The 17963-nt window shown below is 42.5% G+C and carries 20 protein-coding genes; 13 read left to right on the forward strand and 7 right to left on the reverse strand.

The genetic code is table 11. The features are described from left to right. Positions 1 to 118: 118 nt before the first annotated feature. From ACTQ16_RS14115 to ACTQ16_RS14140, 6 genes are all read right to left on the reverse strand, one after another. Positions 119 to 529, reverse strand: a complete 411-nt coding sequence (locus tag ACTQ16_RS14115; RefSeq protein WP_441937973.1) for a hypothetical protein — start codon at positions 527 to 529, stop codon at positions 119 to 121. A 109-nt stretch (positions 530 to 638) separates the two neighbouring features. After that, the gene (locus ACTQ16_RS14120) at positions 639 to 920 is read right to left on the reverse strand and encodes a DUF3127 domain-containing protein (RefSeq protein ID WP_264959659.1); all 282 of its coding nucleotides are present in this window, start codon (positions 918 to 920) and stop codon (positions 639 to 641) included. 202 nt (positions 921 to 1122) lie between these two features. Beyond that, positions 1123 to 1416 (reverse strand): hypothetical protein, encoded by a 294-nt coding sequence (locus tag ACTQ16_RS14125; RefSeq protein ID WP_218417714.1) that lies wholly within the window; start codon positions 1414 to 1416, stop codon positions 1123 to 1125. 205 nt (positions 1417 to 1621) lie between these two features. After that, complete coding sequence (locus tag ACTQ16_RS14130) at positions 1622 to 2449, reverse strand: hypothetical protein (RefSeq protein ID WP_218417715.1); 828 nt, start codon at positions 2447 to 2449, stop codon at positions 1622 to 1624. 194 nt (positions 2450 to 2643) lie between these two features. After that, positions 2644 to 4473 (reverse strand): DNA cytosine methyltransferase, encoded by a 1830-nt coding sequence (locus tag ACTQ16_RS14135; RefSeq protein WP_441937974.1) that lies wholly within the window; start codon positions 4471 to 4473, stop codon positions 2644 to 2646. 2 nt (positions 4474 to 4475) lie between these two features. Then, positions 4476 to 5192: a PmeII family type II restriction endonuclease gene (locus tag ACTQ16_RS14140; RefSeq protein WP_441937976.1), complete on the reverse strand. Its 717-nt coding sequence runs from the start codon at positions 5190 to 5192 to the stop codon at positions 4476 to 4478. Positions 5193 to 6245: 1053 nt separating this feature from the next. On the opposite strand from ACTQ16_RS14140, the gene ACTQ16_RS14145 reads away from it, so the two are divergent. The 13 genes from ACTQ16_RS14145 to ACTQ16_RS14205 all read left to right on the forward strand — a co-directional run bounded on the left by ACTQ16_RS14145 (position 6246) and on the right by ACTQ16_RS14205 (position 16650). After that, on the forward strand, positions 6246 to 6938 hold the full coding sequence (locus tag ACTQ16_RS14145) for an HU family DNA-binding protein (protein ID WP_441937423.1): 693 nt from the start codon (positions 6246 to 6248) through the stop codon (positions 6936 to 6938). Between the two features lie 217 nt (positions 6939 to 7155). Beyond that, positions 7156 to 7251 carry a smalltalk protein gene (locus tag ACTQ16_RS14150; protein WP_153126028.1) on the forward strand — a complete coding sequence of 32 codons (96 nt, stop codon included), beginning with the start codon at positions 7156 to 7158 and terminating at the stop codon, positions 7249 to 7251. Between the two features lie 307 nt (positions 7252 to 7558). After that, positions 7559 to 9001, forward strand: a complete 1443-nt coding sequence (locus tag ACTQ16_RS14155; protein WP_441937977.1) for an ATP-binding protein — start codon at positions 7559 to 7561, stop codon at positions 8999 to 9001. 64 nt (positions 9002 to 9065) lie between these two features. Continuing rightward, positions 9066 to 9773, forward strand: coding sequence for a YqiA/YcfP family alpha/beta fold hydrolase (locus tag ACTQ16_RS14160; protein ID WP_441937978.1), 708 nt, complete (start codon positions 9066 to 9068; stop codon positions 9771 to 9773). Further along, positions 9697 to 11940 carry an SF1B family DNA helicase RecD2 gene (recD2, locus tag ACTQ16_RS14165; protein WP_441937979.1) on the forward strand — a complete coding sequence of 748 codons (2244 nt, stop codon included), beginning with the start codon at positions 9697 to 9699 and terminating at the stop codon, positions 11938 to 11940. The genes ACTQ16_RS14160 and recD2 overlap by 77 nt, the downstream gene beginning before the upstream one ends. Before the next feature lie 94 nt (positions 11941 to 12034). Then, positions 12035 to 12598: a flavin reductase family protein gene (locus tag ACTQ16_RS14170; RefSeq protein ID WP_119227935.1), complete on the forward strand. Its 564-nt coding sequence runs from the start codon at positions 12035 to 12037 to the stop codon at positions 12596 to 12598. Between the two features lie 69 nt (positions 12599 to 12667). Next, positions 12668 to 13294, forward strand: a complete 627-nt coding sequence (locus tag ACTQ16_RS14175; protein ID WP_094440158.1) for a type IV toxin-antitoxin system AbiEi family antitoxin domain-containing protein — start codon at positions 12668 to 12670, stop codon at positions 13292 to 13294. Continuing rightward, positions 13291 to 14121, forward strand: a complete 831-nt coding sequence (locus ACTQ16_RS14180) for a nucleotidyl transferase AbiEii/AbiGii toxin family protein (protein WP_441937980.1) — start codon at positions 13291 to 13293, stop codon at positions 14119 to 14121. The genes ACTQ16_RS14175 and ACTQ16_RS14180 overlap by 4 nt, the downstream gene beginning before the upstream one ends. A gap of 169 nt (positions 14122 to 14290) precedes the next feature. Next, a complete protein-coding gene (locus ACTQ16_RS14185; RefSeq protein WP_441937982.1) occupies positions 14291 to 14806 on the forward strand; it encodes a pyridoxamine 5'-phosphate oxidase family protein in 516 nt (171 codons plus the stop codon). 45 nt (positions 14807 to 14851) lie between these two features. Beyond that, the gene (locus tag ACTQ16_RS14190; protein ID WP_441937984.1) at positions 14852 to 15532 is read left to right on the forward strand and encodes a DNA alkylation repair protein; all 681 of its coding nucleotides are present in this window, start codon (positions 14852 to 14854) and stop codon (positions 15530 to 15532) included. A gap of 2 nt (positions 15533 to 15534) precedes the next feature. Further along, the gene (locus ACTQ16_RS14195; RefSeq protein WP_316210013.1) at positions 15535 to 15975 is read left to right on the forward strand and encodes a ribonuclease H; all 441 of its coding nucleotides are present in this window, start codon (positions 15535 to 15537) and stop codon (positions 15973 to 15975) included. Between the two features lie 238 nt (positions 15976 to 16213). Beyond that, positions 16214 to 16447, forward strand: coding sequence for a DUF3791 domain-containing protein (locus ACTQ16_RS14200; RefSeq protein WP_006846555.1), 234 nt, complete (start codon positions 16214 to 16216; stop codon positions 16445 to 16447). After that, positions 16444 to 16650 carry a DUF3791 domain-containing protein gene (locus tag ACTQ16_RS14205; protein ID WP_118141133.1) on the forward strand — a complete coding sequence of 69 codons (207 nt, stop codon included), beginning with the start codon at positions 16444 to 16446 and terminating at the stop codon, positions 16648 to 16650. The genes ACTQ16_RS14200 and ACTQ16_RS14205 overlap by 4 nt, the downstream gene beginning before the upstream one ends. Before the next feature lie 115 nt (positions 16651 to 16765). On the opposite strand, the gene ACTQ16_RS14210 is transcribed toward ACTQ16_RS14205, so the two are convergent. Then, the gene (locus tag ACTQ16_RS14210; protein WP_441937987.1) at positions 16766 to 17608 is read right to left on the reverse strand and encodes an aldo/keto reductase; all 843 of its coding nucleotides are present in this window, start codon (positions 17606 to 17608) and stop codon (positions 16766 to 16768) included. Between the last annotated feature and the right edge of the window lie 355 nt (positions 17609 to 17963).

The following is a 17963-nucleotide window of genomic DNA, read 5'->3' on the forward strand; positions in this document are numbered from 1 at the left end:
TTCGCCTTCTGCTCGTTGCTTCCACGCAGCTGCTTATACTCCTCTTCCGAGGTGATGGAGCGGGCAACCTTGTGCCCGTTCTCCACCTTAATTAAATAACAACTCATCTATCTTTTCCTTATCGTTTCAATTGATAATCCACTAAAGCATCAGCCCCTTCTGCTGACTCAACAGCCAGCGTTTGGGCGATGTTGATTCCCTCATGGAAGAACACCTTCAGCGTGAGCTGAATAGCCCCATCCTTGGTCTTGCTCACACGACCATGCGCCAGTTTCTTAATCAGTTCCGACTGGCTTTTCGGCTTAGAAACTGCTACGAAATCAAATGTTCCATCTTGCATTTGCTGAGCCACGCCATGACGGCGGAACGCTTCTACAACACCCTGATTTACAGAATCAGGACTGAAGAGGAAATACTGCTTATCATCATAGTAAGCTATTCCACCCAACTGCACATGCTGGCAGCCGTTATTATTCACCTGCTGGTTCTGAACATTGTTCTGAACCTTGTTGTTTTTCTTTATACTCATAAAAATCTTAAATTAAAATTGAAGATGAACGAAAGAAGTGTCGTAAGTTTCAGTTTGCGCAAATTATCCCGGGACAATTCTCACGCCACCTATTTCAATTCAAGATTAGTTACTTGCCAAGTTTTTCAATGTCCGTAACGAGGATGTCCTGGTAAACCTGCCCATTGTACTCACGAGTCGTGAATCGGAGCGTAACCGCCACCAATGTTCCCGGAGCGAACTTACACTGGGCAATGTTGCCGAGCATTGCCGCAGCATACTGGTTCTCGTACTTGCCGCCCATCTCCTGGAGGATGATGTTGCATTTCATCATCTGGCCGTTCTCACTCTTCTGACTCTGTACAGCGAAAGCCTCGCCCTGCTGCACTACTCTCATAAACATTCCGTTCATAATCTATAACTGCAAGACCTAGCCTTCCTTTCAAGGCTGATTAGTTCCAACTCCGATCTTGCTGAAAGCTGGTGCAAAGATAAGAAGTCTTTGAATGCGCTGGAACAGTTGGTGAAAGAATGCCCCCTCATCTTTTCACCACTTTTCTTTTCGAGCCTATTTCCTGGCTGTATTCTGCCTGCTTCAACCTTTCAGCCCAAGCCTATTTCAACTCAGCTTCAAGGATATTTTTCATCACGATGAGTAGGCTGCCGGCTCCTTTGCCGCCATGGATCATTCGCAGCTCATATTCCTTATTCAACAAATCGAAGAAAAGTTTCAGATAGAAACGTTCCGTAACTTTCTTCAGTTTTTTCCCGTCTCTGATATTTCTCAGAGTAGGAAAGTTTACGCCCTCATTGAGCTTCACCAGCTGGCTATGCGTATAGCCCAGTTCCACTACGGCAGCATAGGCAATGCCCAGCGCCGTTTTCTCATGCTTCTTATTATCTGCCATGATTCCTGATCGGTTTGCGAGAGAAGCCGTGGATTACCGATGGCCATCTTCAATCACTTTGTGAGGTTCCTCGCCTCCGCTCAGGTTAATAACTTTAGTGCAAAAAAAAATGCACCCGACATCTTTTGTCGAGTGCAAAAATACAATAAGGTATTGGGAATACCAAAGAAAACGGACGGACAGAAAAGTTGTCCGCTAGAGTCCGTTAAAACGGGAAATCAGGTATAAAATGAGTGTTATACTTATTAAGAATATCTTCTATGATAGAACGCTTGCTCAAAATCTCTTCTTCATCAAAGCATTCGCCTGTTTTTACAGGCTTGAGCTTGTATTTCATAAACTTACAGTAATTGGAATTAGATGGTGCTCCTATATCTTTAAATTCATCACGCATCTCTTTCCATGTAGGTTTTCGGCTAAGAGCTTTTTCTTCCATTAAGATAAGAATATAAGGAACGTGTTCCTTACACTTATGGCCGTCTATAAGCTCATGTAGTTCTTTAAGTAATTCCTCTGCTTTATATCGTGGATTTACTAGGCTACGGAAGCCTGTAACTCTTGCATCTTTTTCTTCCGCATTTTTTTTCAACATCTTATCAAGTTCTTCAACTTTATGATGTTCTTTAAATGCACTTAATTTGGCTTTTAAAATATTCAAATAATCTATTGCTTTAGATGCTTCGATTAGAAATGAAGGCTGTAACAATCCCTGTTTGGATATGGCAACATAATCTTTATACTTAGACTGTTCTATGTCAAGCAGCCTATGTGATGATTCTATATATTTTATCAGTTCTTCCTGTGTTTTAACCAAAGTCCTATACTGATCATTTATATAGTGGTAAGCACTTTTATAATTATCTAATTCATTAATAATATGCCTGCCCTTCAACTGAGCTATTTTATCCTCATAATCAGCACAATATGTTGCAAATCTTATTGAAGAGTCACGCACTTTATCTTCAAGTCTTTCTATTATGCCACGCAACCTCTTGTTTTCGTTTTGACATAATAGCAGTTCATAATCATCCATATTTTTCTTATTTTAGTCTGAGTTTTGAAGTAATCATTATAAGATCGCTTCAATAAGTATTAAATAGTCAAGAGAATATAACTTTTACTAAACTAAAATTATAATTCTCTTGACTCTTTCTTGTACAAAACTCTTTATAAGGCTACTCCGCTTTTAGAGTATAATTCACTATTTTATATAGAAGTAAAACTGCGCTAAGCATAAGCCTGCTTGATAAGTTTACCAACGGTTGTATCCGTAAAAGTTTGCCAAATTTTCAATTCTACAGGCTTATAGTCATCGAAGAGCTGCTTTACAAACTCCACTTCAAACACCAGTCGTAGATCATTTCTGTCTTCTTCTGCTGTTCCTTCCTTACGATAACCCAGACGGGCTATTTTGATGAAGAATAAATCACGTACACCCTTACCTTTTATATAAGGCATGAAGTAGAAAAGCTTGTTGAGAGCCACCGATGTAGGGAACTTCTTGCCTGTATAGTAGATGGTGGCAGAGCCGTCAAGAAACATCTTCTCGTTGTCTTTCTTTACAAGCGAGATAAGTACATTCTTGGTTTCATCCACCATAGCTGCCTGCTGCGGCTTTCCACCATATTTCTCCCAATTAATATCATCGTGCACCATACTATTGTCAGTAATACTATTGAGTGCATACTGGTCGAAAAGATCAAGGAAGTTGAGCTCGTGATACTTATTCGTAACTGTAGAAGTCTGCGTATTGTGATCTTTTACAACTTCTAATAGTGACTGTTTGTGCATAATCTCCCTAACAGCTTCAGTACAATTCTGTGTATTCTCAGGCATGATTCTCTGAATATCATTGAAGAGCCGAATTAGAGAACGACCTACTGCCCACGCTAAATTAACAGGAACAGCATTTCCTATTTGCTTATATTTATCACTCATACTCCCTTGAAAAACCCAATTATCAGGGAATGTCTGGATACGTGCATATTCACGAATGCTTAATGGGCGTGTTTCTAAAGGATGGCAACGCTCTGTTTGTTTTTGGCATGGAGAGCATGTTAGTGTTAAAGAAGGCTCATCAAGTGACAGTCTTCTAGCCATACCCGTTTTTCCGCCACCAAGCAACCAACTTCCACCCATATAATCTTTGGCAACTTCTTCTGGCAGATTTCTCCAATCACCACCTTGGGGGACCATTGCCAAAACACGCTTTTTCTTCTCAGGATATTGGGCACCCTCAGAAACAGGAACATCATTCTCATAAATAACACTTTTATAGAGAGCATCACGAAGAGTTAACACTTCATGATAAGGAGTAGGCCAATGGAACTCTACATTTTGCGCAATATCATTACGAATAGCTATAAGAATCAATCTCTCACGTTTCTGGGGTACTTGATACATAATAGCACGCAAGACACGAGGCTCAACAAGTGTGTAACCTAATTCTGCAATTGTATTTTTTATTGTTTCAAATGTTCGCCCATTTTCATGAGAGATTAAACCTTTAACATTTTCTCCCATAAAGACTTTCGGCTGAATTTCTTTTACGGCTCGGGCTAGTTCAAAGAATAAAGTACCTCTAGTATCGTTGAATCCTGCCCCCTTTCCTGCATACGAAAATGCCTGACATGGGAAACCACCTGAAAGAAAATCAATTTTACCCCTTAAAGGAGTAAAGTCAATATGGCGAACATCACCCTCAATCACATTCCATTCGGGTTTATTTGTTTTTAGAGTTTTGCAGGCTGCAGTTTCAAACTCATTCAGCAATACGTGGTGGAAACCAGCCAACGACATTCCCAAAGCTAGTCCGCCTCCACCAGCAAAAAGTTCAATAGAATTGAATTGGCGTACTGGTGTCACAGTAGATTCTGCCTCCCAATTACTTTGGAGCATGGCTTTCACTTCAGGAATTGACTTGAGTTCTTCCATGTCAAATCCCCAAGCACCATTTTGTTGATGAAGCGGATAAAGTCCATTTTTACCCCATGTTTGAACCGTACGATTGGAGGTTCCAATAAGGGCTGCTAAATTATTCTCTGATATAAATGCCATTGTTATAAACTACCTTTCTGTCTAATTTCTTCTGCAATTTCTTCTACTTTGGCAAGGATAAGAGCACTTCCATCAATTCCATCTTCGTCCACAACCTCACCAAAAGCCTTTGCTAATCGATGATAAAAGTTTTTATCACCAGTAAGATGCATCCAAAAGTCAGAACCACACAAAACAGGATAATGTGTATCTATAGCCTTGTAAAAAGCTGATAAGTTTTCTTTAGCACCATATAAAACGCCTACAACAAGATCATCAAACTGCAATCCCATTCTATCTAGTCTAGACTTGTTCATGAGGTATTTGAAGTGACTTAGAATGGTAGTAATATCATCCTTGTTTATTGTTTTTGGACCCGCCTTACACTGGCAGTATTTGCGGCGTCCATCGATTGCATCAATAAATTCAATATCTATACCATCAATACCAGAAGCACCACCAACAACTTCCTGAAGCTGGGAAATAAACACCTGGACATTTTGTCCGAAACTAGTATTGAGGCTTGTTCCAAGAATACGTGGATAAACTAGAGCTTTTGCCAAACTAGTTGGTTGAGTATTGCCACATAAGAATGCTGCAAGATAGTTGATTAGAAACGGATTTATATCAAAGCTACTCAGATGAAGCTTATTCAGATTCTTCAAATGATTAGGAATGATAATAGAACGGAAATATTGCTTTCCACTTTCTATAATTGCTTGTTTTTGCTGTTCTGTCATTTCCTTATATATTGAATTTTATATTTATAGCCTGCTTTTTATAGCAAAATTGCCTTCAAAGGTACAAAAAAATTTCGAAACATCTACGTTTTATTATAAATATTAACACAAAAATCCAGAAAAAGACTTACCAAGGGATTTTACCTTTTATACAAGAAAATGAGTATAAAAACTGATTATGTAAATAATGCTTACTGCCCCAAACAGAGCAATATTAAAGGAAGAAACTATGCAAAGGCTAATGATATAAAACATACTTATGATAGCTATGTTCGATATTTTTACTCTTCTATATAAAGAAGCAAAAGAACTGATATCAAAGTGGTTTTATAGATTTCCAAAGGGAAAACGCAAAAATCCTCTTCCTCACATCAACAAATGCTCCAAAGAAAGAGCATTTATGGCGGAAATGAGAGCGAAGGGAAGGCGAAAAGTGGGGCAAAGAAGCAGCAACATTGTAGGAAAGGACGCTGACGTATGTAGTTTATTCCCATACATTTATATACAGACAAAAACTTAAATGTCTTATTATAAATCATTAAAGCAGAACAAATTACAAGAACAATACTAGCATAAAAGTGTATTAATTAAAGCCTCGGAATCCGGTCATTAATGCCCGGTCATTTTCGGTCATTAAGGTTTTCGGGGGGCGAAAAAATAGCTATAATATATATTAAAATATTTTAATATATATTATAGGGGCTAAATGACCGGAAGTGATTTTTCTTAATGACCGATAATGACCGGTCACTAATGACCGGATGCAGCCCGTTGCCATGACTCCCCTCACCTACTCTCGAAAGGCTCCATTTCACAAGATTCCGGAAAACTGAATTCAAGTTGCCGGAAAAGTATTGCTTCCTACAGCGTTTTTTCGTACCTTTGCACCAGCAATCGAAGGAAACGCCTTAGGTGCCTGAAAACGGGCATCTCTTACGACCGAGGCGGGGGATAAATGATGACAGGCGCCGGTCATCAATGACGACCCCGAAAAGGACAGGAAAAGGGGCTATCCGGGGAGTTGCAAAAATGAACCTTTTAACACAAACGACTATGATTAATTACAGCATCGTAATGCGTAGCGTGAACGCAAATCTTCTGGCTATCAACCAGGCAAAGTCACGCATCAACCAGGCGAAGAAGGAGGGCAAGGAGCCTGAGAAGGCTGACCTCGACCTCGTGAAGACCGAGAAGCAGAACGCCTTCGCCGTATCGCAGTACACCGACATCATGACCATCGAGAAGTTTGCCAAGCACATCACCTCTCATGGCAGCGTGTACTCCAGAGCCGACATCAGCGCCATCCTCTACATGGCAGTGGACTGCATGAGAGAGATGCTGCTCGAGGGCAAGAAGGTCCGTCTGGGCGACCTGGGTGACTTCTCCGTCCTGCTCACCTCGAAGGGTGCCGAGGATGCCGACAAGTTCACCGCGCAGAACATCACCGACGTGAAGGTGCAGTGGGAGCCTGGCCAGCAGTTCAAGACCCTGCGTGACGAAGCCGAGTTCAACCTCGTGGCAAGCCGCAGTGCTCAGGCTGCCGTGCTCAAGGCAATCAAGGAGGGCAAGACCAGCGTAGACCTCAACGCTCCAACCACTCCGGAGGGAGGCGATGACGGAACCAGCGGCGGCGGTTCTACTACCACCGGAGGTGGCGAGAATACCGGAGGTCAGGGCAGCGAGAGTTCCGGCGGAACGGGTAGCGAAGGCTCCGGCACCGACCAGGGCGGAGACGTAGGTTTCTAGACAGAGGGGGAAGTTAAGGGAAGTTAGAGGGAAGTTAAGGGAAGTTAGAGGGAAGTTAAGGGAAGTTAGAGGGACAAATGTCCTGCATCTAAAAGACCATTGTCTCTTAACTTCCCGAACGACCGTAGGGAGTGATAACTTCATTAACTTCATTAACTTCATGAACTCCCCAACTTGCAAAAAAACTCATATGTTTAACCTTTAAATTAGAAAGACTATGAAAAGAGACACATGGAAGATGGTGTTGCAGATAGCCATCAGCATCTTGACGGCAATCGCAACCACGCTCGGAGTGACTAGCTGTGTAGGCTAGAAGTTGAAAATGAAGAATGGCCGTTCTCCTCTACCCCATGAGGAGGCGGTCATTTTTTCGTATTCCGGTCATTAAGGTCACGGTCATTAAGGTCATTAAGGATTTCGGATTATCAAAACATCCCTCTATCTTATAAAATAAGGTTAAATCAAGTTCGCCCTGCAAACAAAATTAATCCATATAATCATTTTTCTGAATATTTTTTGTATTTTTGCAGATATATTGCGCTAATATGGGAGTTGAGCATGGCTTATCTCCCTAGATTACAGGCGCATAATGAATAATCAAAAATTAAGTAAATATGGACATGGCAAAATATATAGGTGAGACTACTGAATACGATAAGAAGCAGGAAGTGGAACGCCGTAAAGTGAAAAGTTGGCTCAAGAGCGTCAGCGCCTTTGCCAATGGCAGTGGCGGTTGCCTATTGTTTGGTATTGCCGATGACGATACTATCATAGGGTTGACCGATGCCAAGACTGATGCCGAATTTATCAGCCAAAAAATTAAGGAGCGCATTGATCCTATGCCGCAAATCGACTTGAAGATAGAGCGTGTAGAAGACAAGGAATTGCTCATTCTTCATGTGCATGGAGGCGAAGATACACCTTATTATTATATAGGCGACAGCGTTCTTGAAACCTTTGTGCGCATTGGCAACGAATCGGTTGTGGCTGATAGTACCGAACATAAGCGTCTGGTATTAAGAGGTCGCAACTCTTCATTCGATGCACGCCCAAGCGATGAAATGTTTGAAGATTATGCATTTTCCAAACTTCGCAGCCGCTACTATGCCTGGAATGGGCTTAGTTTCGACAAAAAACATTACCGTTCGTTTGGCTTGGTTGACAATAAGGGAATACTTACCTATGCCGGTCTGTTGATGGCAGACGAATGTCCATTGCGCCAAAGCCGTGTGTTCTGCACAAGATGGAACGGCAAGACAAAAGCAGGAGGAAGCATCGATGCTCTCGACAGCGCAGAGATTACAGGCGGACTTGTAACTCTTCTTGAAGACACCATGTCCTTCATCCGTCGCAACAATCGTACCCTTTGGTATAAAGAACCGATGCAGCGCATCGAGATCCCTCAATATATGGAACGTTGTGTGATGGAAGTTGTAGTGAATGCATTGGCTCATCGCGACTATCTTATCCAGGGTAGCGAGGTTCATGTAGATATGTACGATGACCGTATGGTGATATATTCTCCAGGTTCCATGCCAGAAGGAAGACTTATTCAAACAATGAACTTAGAAGACATTCCTTCTGTCAGACGCAATCCAGTTATCGCAGACATCTTTGCTCAGTTGGGTTATATGGAGCGTAAAGGTTCGGGCATGGGCAAAATCATCAAACCGATTAAGGCTCTTCCTTACTTTGAAGAAAAGATGCTCCCAACCTTCTTCTCCGACCGTGCTCAGTTTACTGTCACATTCCCGAATATGATCTTAGCATGGCAGGAATCTCATCCAGGCATAGAGGCAAATATTATGGAGAATGATGATGTCACTCAAGATGTCACTCAAGATGTCACTCAAGATGTCACTCAAGGTGTCACTCAAGGAAAAGACTTAGATAAATGGATAGAATATCAAGTAGCTGTTTATCCTAAAATAACAACTGAAGAGTTGGCTTCTTTAACAGGATTAACAACAAGAACCATTAAGCGTCACATCACCAAAATGCCTCATATTGTGTATGTAGGTAGCGGCTATAGCGGTCATTGGGAAGTAAGGAAAAAGGAATGAAACAAAAACTAATCCTGCATTCATCCAATTTGCTACATAAAGGTACAGACAATAATTTATAAGCATGAAGAAGATATTATTCCTACACGGATTCTTCGCCACGGGCAGTTGTCCGATGGCGAGAGCCTTGAAAGAGGCATTTGAGGGGACGGCGGTAGTGCTGACTCCCGACCTCCCTTTGCACCCCAAGGAGGCACTGAAGGAGATTCGCCCCATCATCGACCGGGAACAGCCCGACTTGCTTCTGGGCAACAGCTGCGGCTCTTTCCTCGCCCAGATGCTGGCTCCGGTGGTGGGCATTCCTGCCCTGCTCGGCAATCCGTATTTCATGATGACGGAGTTTCTGAAGGAGCGAATCGGCGAGCATGAATACAAGGCACCGAGAAGGGACGGCAATCAGCGGCTTGTGATTGACGAGGCGCTGATTGGGGAGTTTGCGGAACTGGAAGCCGTGCAGTTCGACCATTGCAACCCCTATTATAAGGATCGTGTGTGGGGACTTTTTGGTGAGCAGGACACCCTGGCTCACTTCTCCCCTCTCTTCCTGGAGCACTACAACCAAGCCTTCCATTTCCCCGGCGGTCATACGCCAACAGAGCAGGAGGTGAAGACATGGTACGCTCCCCTCGCCCAGAAAATGCTGATGGAGTTTTCGGCAAACTTTCAATCGTTTCACAGAGATAGACATAAAATAAATGATAAAGATACGTTGCGTAGTAGAACATATTACCTACCAAAATCAGGAGAATGGATATTCCGTGATGAGGGTTAAGGTCAAGGATTATTCAGACCTTGTTACCTTGGTGGGCAACCTGCTGGATGTACCAGTGGGGGCTGTACTATTGTGTAATGGTGACTGGAAAGTAGATAAACGATACGGACGTCAATTCGTATGCGAAACGTGGGAAGAAGTGATGCCTGCAACTGTATATGGCATAGAGAAATATTTGGGAAGCGGACTGGTGAAAGGCATTGGTCCGAAGTATGCTCATCTGATAGTTGAGAGGTTCGGTACTGATACCATCGAGGTAATTGAAGATGACATCGAACGACTATATGAAGTGGCTGGCATCGGTAAGAAACGTGTAGAGAAAATCCGAGACAGTTGGGAGAAACAGAAGGACATCAAGAATGTAATGATCTTCCTGCAACAATACGGAGTAAGTACTGCTTATGCCGCCAAAATATATCGCCAGTACGGCAAGGAAAGCATCGACAACGTGAAAGAGAATCCTTATCGCCTTGCAGATGATATTTGGGGCATCGGATTTAAAACCGCTGATGGTATTGCCTCTAAGATGGGCTACGAGAAAAACGATTTGAGACGTTGCAAAAGTGGTATAGGTTATACATTGAATGAACTTTCCAACGAAGGACATGTATATGCTATAGAAGAGCAGCTTATAGAAGCAGCCAAGAAACTGCTTGAAGCAGACGAAGAACCCATCAGACAAGCCAATTCAGAGATGATTGCTTCGGAAGATCTCATCCGTGAGAATGAAGCTATATATCTGCCTCCATTCTATCATTCTGAACGTGGAACGGCAAAGAAACTCTTGACCTTAATAAATAGTCAAGGAGCAAATAACCTCGGATTAAAGGCTGATATTAAAGCCATTGAAAAGGTCTCTGGTATAGAATATGACGAGGTTCAGATTGCTGCCATCCAACAAGCGGTTCGCTCGAAAGTGATGGTACTGACTGGCGGTCCTGGTACAGGTAAGACCACAACTACGCAAGGTATTATTACTGCGTATAAAACGGCAGGAATGAGGATTTTGCTTGCAGCACCTACTGGCCGTGCGTCCAAGCGAATGAGCGAAGCTACCAATATGGAAGCCAAGACCATTCATAGACTATTGGAGTTTAATCCACAAGATGGTTACAAACGAAATGAGGAGAACCCACTGGAAGGTGATGCGCTGATTGTGGATGAGTGTTCTATGATTGACATCATATTGATGTATAATCTAATGAAGGCTATTCCCGAACACATGCGCTTAGTGCTTGTGGGTGATATTGACCAGTTGCCAAGTGTTGGAGCTGGCAATGTTTTGCGTGACATTATTGACTCCGAGAAGATTCCCGTAGTTCGACTAACCCGCATCTTCCGGCAGGCTCAATCCAGCAGAATCGTCATGAGTGCCCATGCCATCAACCAAGGGCATTATCCAGATACGAGCAACGGCAAGCAGACCGACTTCTTCTTCATCAAAAATGAAGACCCGGAACAAGTGGCTGAAGAAATAGTAAAACTTGTGAAGTATCGCTTGCCAAAGGCTTACAATCAGCCTTTAAGCAACATCCAGGTACTTACGCCGATGCAAAGAAGTGTGGTAGGTGCAGCCAACCTGAACATGATGCTACAGCAAGCACTCAATACAGCAACATTGGGCATAAGCCGTGGTGGTACAACCTATAAGTTGGGCGACCGTGTGATGCAAATACGTAACAATTACGATAAGAATGTGTACAATGGTGACATCGGAACTGTAGAAAAAGTCAACATAGAAGACCGCACACTATGTGTCAACTTTGACAACAATCTGGTGGAATATGAAGCAACGGAGCTAGATGAGCTAACATTGGCCTATGCTTCTACCATTCATAAATCGCAAGGTTCAGAATATCCGATCGTGGTAATCCCAGTTTTGATGACTCATTTTGTGATGCTTCAGCGCAACCTCATCTATACAGGCATTACGAGAGCTAAAAAAATCTGTGTGCTTATCGGCCAGCCCAAAGCTCTCGCTTATGCAATACGTAATCTGACGGTAATCAACAGAAACACCAAATTGAAAGAACGACTGCGTGGAGAGATAGAAGCGAACAATGATTCTGGTCTCCACATCAGCAGTAGATACATACTTCCTGAGGAACAGCCAATGATGGCTGCGGAACCAGAGCAAAATCCAGACATTAGAAGTAATATCAAATGATCATATATATAGCAAGACTCAGACAAACTGCAGAGAACCTGCAAATGATTCAACAAGGACATTTAAAATAATAACAATATAAAGTACGAAGTATATGAAAAGTTTTGCACCAAAGCCGTGGTTTGCACCACAGCCTGTGCTGATTATCGGCACATATAATAAGGAAGGAGTTGCCAACGCAATGAACGCTGCTTGGGCAGGACAGTGGGACATGAAGGAGATTATGATCTCGATGGGAAATCACGTCACCACAGACAACCTGAAGCTTGGCGGCGAGTTTACCGTTGCCTTCGCTACCAAGAAAACCATGGTGGCTTCTGATTTCGTGGGCATTGTTTCTGCCAAGAACGACCCGAAGAAGATGGAGAAGACGGGCTGGAATATCGAAAAGGCGACTATGGTCAACGCTCCTGTGTTCACCGATTTCCCGATGACCCTGGAGTGCCGCATCAAGGAGAAGTATGACGAAAGCGAAACCGGCTATTATCTCGTTGCTGAAATCGTCAATATTCTTGTAGATGAGAAGTATCTGGCAGAAGACGGAAATCCAGACATGGAGAAGATGGAGCTGATTGTCTTCGACCCTATTCATCATAGCTATATCCAGTTGGGCGAGAAAGTCGGTAACGCTTTCTCCGACGGCAAGGCTTTGAAATAATAGTCAAAAACAGAACAGAAAAGCAAGAAAAAGTTCGTTTTCTATTCCAAATTTTACTATTTTTGCACCATGATAATGGATTTAGAACATATAGGTAACATACCAGTCAGTACTTCAGCTATAGCTTCATTGTTTACAAACATTGAAGCAGGGAATCAGAAAGTACGCAGTCTTGAGGCGGCTCATAAAATTATCCGACTCAAGAAGGGGCTTTATGTGGTAGCCCCAAATGTGTCTCGTGTTGCTCTATCCACAGAACTGATAGCCAATCATCTTTATGCTCCTTCGTATGTGTCTATGCAGACTGCCTTACGTTATTATGGATTAATACCAGAAGCTGTTTATACTACTCAGTCTATGACACTAAAGCACTCCCGTAGTTTTGATACTCCTGTCGGGCGTTTTGAGTATAAGAACATGTCAAGAGAAGCCTTTTCAATAGGGATTACAAGCATCAATATGCAAAGTTACGCCTTTCTGATGGCAACACCAGAAAAAGCTCTCTGTGACTTAATCGCAAATTCTCCGAAGGTTAATTTACGTTACCTGAAGGATGTAGAGAACTATTTGGAGGAGGACATCCGAATGGAAATAGATGATTTCAGGAATATGGACATAAGTATATTTGAGCGATATGCTCAGGTTGGGAAAAAGTCTAAATCCATAGAAACTCTAATTAAATATTTAAGGAAATGAATACAAACGAGATATTCAATCAAATGCTTTCGAGCTATGACATAACGACCGAACTGCAAAAGCGCAATGCTATCTTTGAGGTCAACCAGCAGATTATTCTTTCTGGTCTTTACAATGGTGGCTTTTTCAACGAGGCAGCTTTCTATGGTGGAACATGTCTGCGTATATTCCATGGATTGCAGCGTTTCTCTGAGGATATGGATTTTTCCCTGCTTGCTCCGAATGAAAACTTTGATTTTACATATTATTTTCAGCCCATCATTGACCAATTCGCTATGGTGGGTAGAGAGGTTGAGATCAGAAAGAAGGACAAAAAGAACTTTGTCAAAGTAGAGTCTGCCTTTCTGAAAGACAACACAGATGTATATGATATTACATTCCAAACTGAGAAATCTGTTAAGATCAAGATTGAAGTTGATACTCAACCTCCTTTGAAATTCCAAACAGAACAGAAGTTGCTTCTGCTCCCCCAATCTTTCATGACACGATGTTTCACTTTGCCAGCCCTCTTTGCAGGAAAGATGCATGCACTGGTGTATCGTGCCTGGAAGAACAGAGTTAAGGGACGTGATTGGTATGACTTCGAATGGTATATTCGCCACAATGTTCCTCTTGACTTTACTCACTTGTGCGAAAGAGCCTTACAGTTCAATCACGAAGAGCTTGACAAGGAGACGTTCCTTCAAAAACTGAATGAAAGACTTGCCACGGCAGACATGAATCAAATAAAGGCAGACGTATTGCCTTTTGTCAGGAATCCCAAAGAGTTGGATATTTGGTCGAATGACTATTTTATGGAACTTGCAAAAATGATCAGATTTGAATGAAAGAAACATTTAGAAAACATCTGGACAGATCATTTCACCGGAAATTCAGCATCAGGAAAGGTCATGGTGAAATGCGGTTTCTCTGACACCGGAATGCTGAACAGATGCAGCCAGTTTGTGGGGGGCGACAAGAATATGGTTAAAGTATTTAAGTACAAAGGATAAAATAATGAGAAAGAAATCAAGAGCAATGGATCGTGAGTGGGCATTGGAAGTAATGCACAAGGCTCCGTATATAACTGTAAGTTTCATTGACGAAGACGGCAAACCTTACGGCTTACCGCTGTCACTCGCATCAGATGATGATGTGAATTGGTATTTTCATGGTGCCTTGGAAGGCAAAAAACTGGAGATAATCAAGACTCATCCCGAGGTTTGCCTTTCGGCCGTAACCCGTTGTGCGCCTACGGTTGGTCCGAAGGACGGCAGTTTCACCCTGCAATTCAAATCAGCCATTGCATTCGGCAAGGCAGAAATCGTGACCGAGGATGCAGAGAAGATTCATGGTCTCCGACTAATCTGTGAGCGTTTTCTTCCTCACCACATGGATGCTTTCGACCAGAGCATCGCCCGTTCCTTGTCACGCACGGCTGTAGTTCGCATCACACTTACTGAGCCACCAACCGGCAAGCGCAAGCAGTATGATAAGGAGGGCGTGGAAATGAAATATGGCAGAATGGAATAAAGAGGCAATTGCTCCTTCTATGTTGCATTATAAAACAAAGAATTTATGACTTTACTTCAAGAAAGACTGTTCGCCATGCAGGATAAGCTGTATGCTGCTTTCCAAGCCAAACTGACACCGGGAGTGCCTTTGGAAAGTTTCATAGGCATTCGTGTGCCTGTGCTCCGCAAGTTCGCAAAAGAGTTTACAAAGGAGGCAGAATGCGAGGAATTCCTGCATCAGCTTCCTCACGAATACTACGATGAGAACATGCTTCACGGACTCCTCATCTCCGAGGTGAAAGACTACGAAGAGTGCATTCGTCTGACAGACAGCTTCCTGCCATTCGTGGACAACTGGGCAGTTTGCGACATCATGTCTCCGAAGGTGTTTGCCAAACACAAGGAGGAGTTACTGACGAAAATCAAGACTTGGAGTAAATCATCACACGTCTATACTTGTCGCTTTGGAATAGAGACACTTATGTCTCATTACCTAGATAAAGACTTCAAGGCTGAATATCTTGAAATTCCTGCATCAGTAAGGAGCGAAGAGTATTACGTAAAAATGATGGTAGCCTGGTTCTTTGCCACCGCCCTTGCCAAGCAATGGGACCAGGCGATTCCCTACATCGAGCAAAACCGCCTTGCTCCCTGGACGCACAACAAGACCATCCAGAAGGCCATCGAGAGCTACAGAATCACGCCCGAGCAGAAGGAATATCTGCGGACGTTGAAGATAAAATAATTATGACACAAGATACTTCTACATATTACGTTTGGATAGGTGGTTCATGTGATTATGGCCATAAAGAGCGAGCTGGTGGTGCTGCCGTTGTGATTGAGCATAACGGCAATATCATCAGCCGTGATGTAATCAGCGACCTACACACCACTGAGTTCCGCATGATGCTAACCCTCATGGTGAAGGTAATGCAGGAAATACCGGAAGGTTCCGACATTCTCTTCCTGACCAACGCTGCCTATATTCAGAACTTTGACAAGACTCCAACATCAAAGTCGGCAAATCCGGACTTGATTGTCCAATGCATCGAGGAAAAGAAAAGGCACAACTCTCTTGGTGTCAAGATTGTGCAATATCACAAAAGCCCATTGCTTATAGAGACCCATGATAGGGCTACAGAAGTAATGGCTAAGACAAGGAAGGAGTTTCATCAGAAAAACAAATAAATGTTTAGGGGCGTTTTCCGGTCATTAAGGTCATTAAGGATTTCCGGTTATTCAAGATATTCCCCAAGTTGTCCCTCAATGCTCCTCTAGATTAAGAATAAGGTTAAATCATGTTAGCTCTGCAAACAAAATTCATTCATAAAATCACATTTCTGAATATTTTTTGTATTTTTGCAGATATAATGTGCCAACATGGAGGTTGAGCATAAAGAAACTATCATAAACGGAATATAGAATTATGGCATATACAGACAACGATACATACAGACATATTCACTTCGCCGTTATGGCAATAGAGAGTGGAGCACGTAAATTGGGCATTTCCGGAAAGGAGATGCACGACCGCCTGCTGAAACAGGGACTGATTCATCGTAGGCTGATTAAACGGTATGAAGACCTTCATACACAAAGCCTTGACTGGGTGGCAGACGACATTAGTGAAACTTTATTAAACTGGGAGAAAGAAGTATGAGGGATTCTGTATTATGGCGCAAACAAAGCCGAATAATAATGATGCTGGCAGAAACTCTGCATATTGATGCAGAAAGGGCACTCAACTTGTTTTACACTACTAAGGTGTACCAGCAACTGTCTGACCCGAAATATGGTTTACAGCTTATGAGCGATGATTATATTCTTGAAAACCTCATAGAAGAACTGAGGGAAACCCAATAACTTCAAAAATGGAGGCTTAATGTAAGAAGTTACGGAGAATATGAATTATCTCCGTAACTTTTTACATTTTCATCTTATATGTTTTTGGAGCATTTCACTCCCAAACTATAAAATTTTAGAAATCACATGTATCGGGGTCTGAACCTATTCTGTCTGCCTTCAGCGATGCGATTTCAAACATTTCCTGCTGAGAGAGTTCAAAGTCGAATACATCGATGTTTTCCTTGATTCGGCTTGGAGTAACCGACTTTGCCAGTGGCAGCACGCCTGTCTGCATCACCCAACAGATAACTACTTGAGCTACACTCTTGCCATGGTTGGCAGCAATTGACTTCAAGAGAGGATTATCCAAGACATTACCTCTTCCCAATGGACTCCATGCTTCCACAAGAATATTGTTCTTCTTGCAGAACTCAACACACTCCTTCTGAGTGAATCCAGGATGATACTCTATCTGGTCAACCATCGGACAGATGTTTGCCTTCGCCATTACTGGCTCTGCATGATGCTGCATGAAGTTAGAAAGACCGATGCTGCGAATCAAGCCCTCTTCATGCAGACGCTCCATCGCTTTCCAAGTCTCTACATTCAGCTGATTTGCATCCTTGCCAAACTGCAACTCGTTGGCTGGCCAGTGAATGAGATAGAGGTCGAGATAATCAAGCCCTAAATCGCTCAAAGTCTTGTCAAACGCCTTCAAGGTCTTGTCGTAGCCACGCTCTGTGTTCCAAACCTTGCTGGTAACAAAGAGATTCTCACGCTTGATTCCACTTTCCTTGATTCCCTCGCCCACGCTCTTCTCTTTTTTATAGACAGCAGCGGTGTCGATGTGGGTGTAGCCTGCAGCGATGGCAGCTTTCACAGCTTCAACGCAGGTTGCTCCATCAGGAGTAAGAAACGTTCCGAAACCCGGTGTAGGAATCTTCACTCCATTATTCAATAATATTTCCTTTTCCATGATTAAACTAATCTTTTAAATTTCAACTATTCTTTTGACGGTGCAAAGTTACTGACTTTTTCGCATAACAAAGTTCTGTATGTTTGCAATATCATAGAGTATCTTTGCAATTTTGGCCATCACTTAGCAGTCCCATTGATTTCCCTTCGATATTCTGCAGGAGTAAGATGGATGATCTTCTGAAACTGTTCGAAGAAATATGCTGTTATTTTATGATTTCTGCAATATACCCTATTATTGAATCTGCTATATCCAATGGTTTAGTATCATCAACGTCAAAAGTTTGTCCATCAAAAAAAATACATTTGAGTATTGTACCCGAATATTTCAATGTGCAAATCATATTTTCGTTATG

The organism is Prevotella sp. LCP21S3_D2, assembly GCF_052118345.1.
Taxonomy (GTDB): domain Bacteria; phylum Bacteroidota; class Bacteroidia; order Bacteroidales; family Bacteroidaceae; genus Prevotella.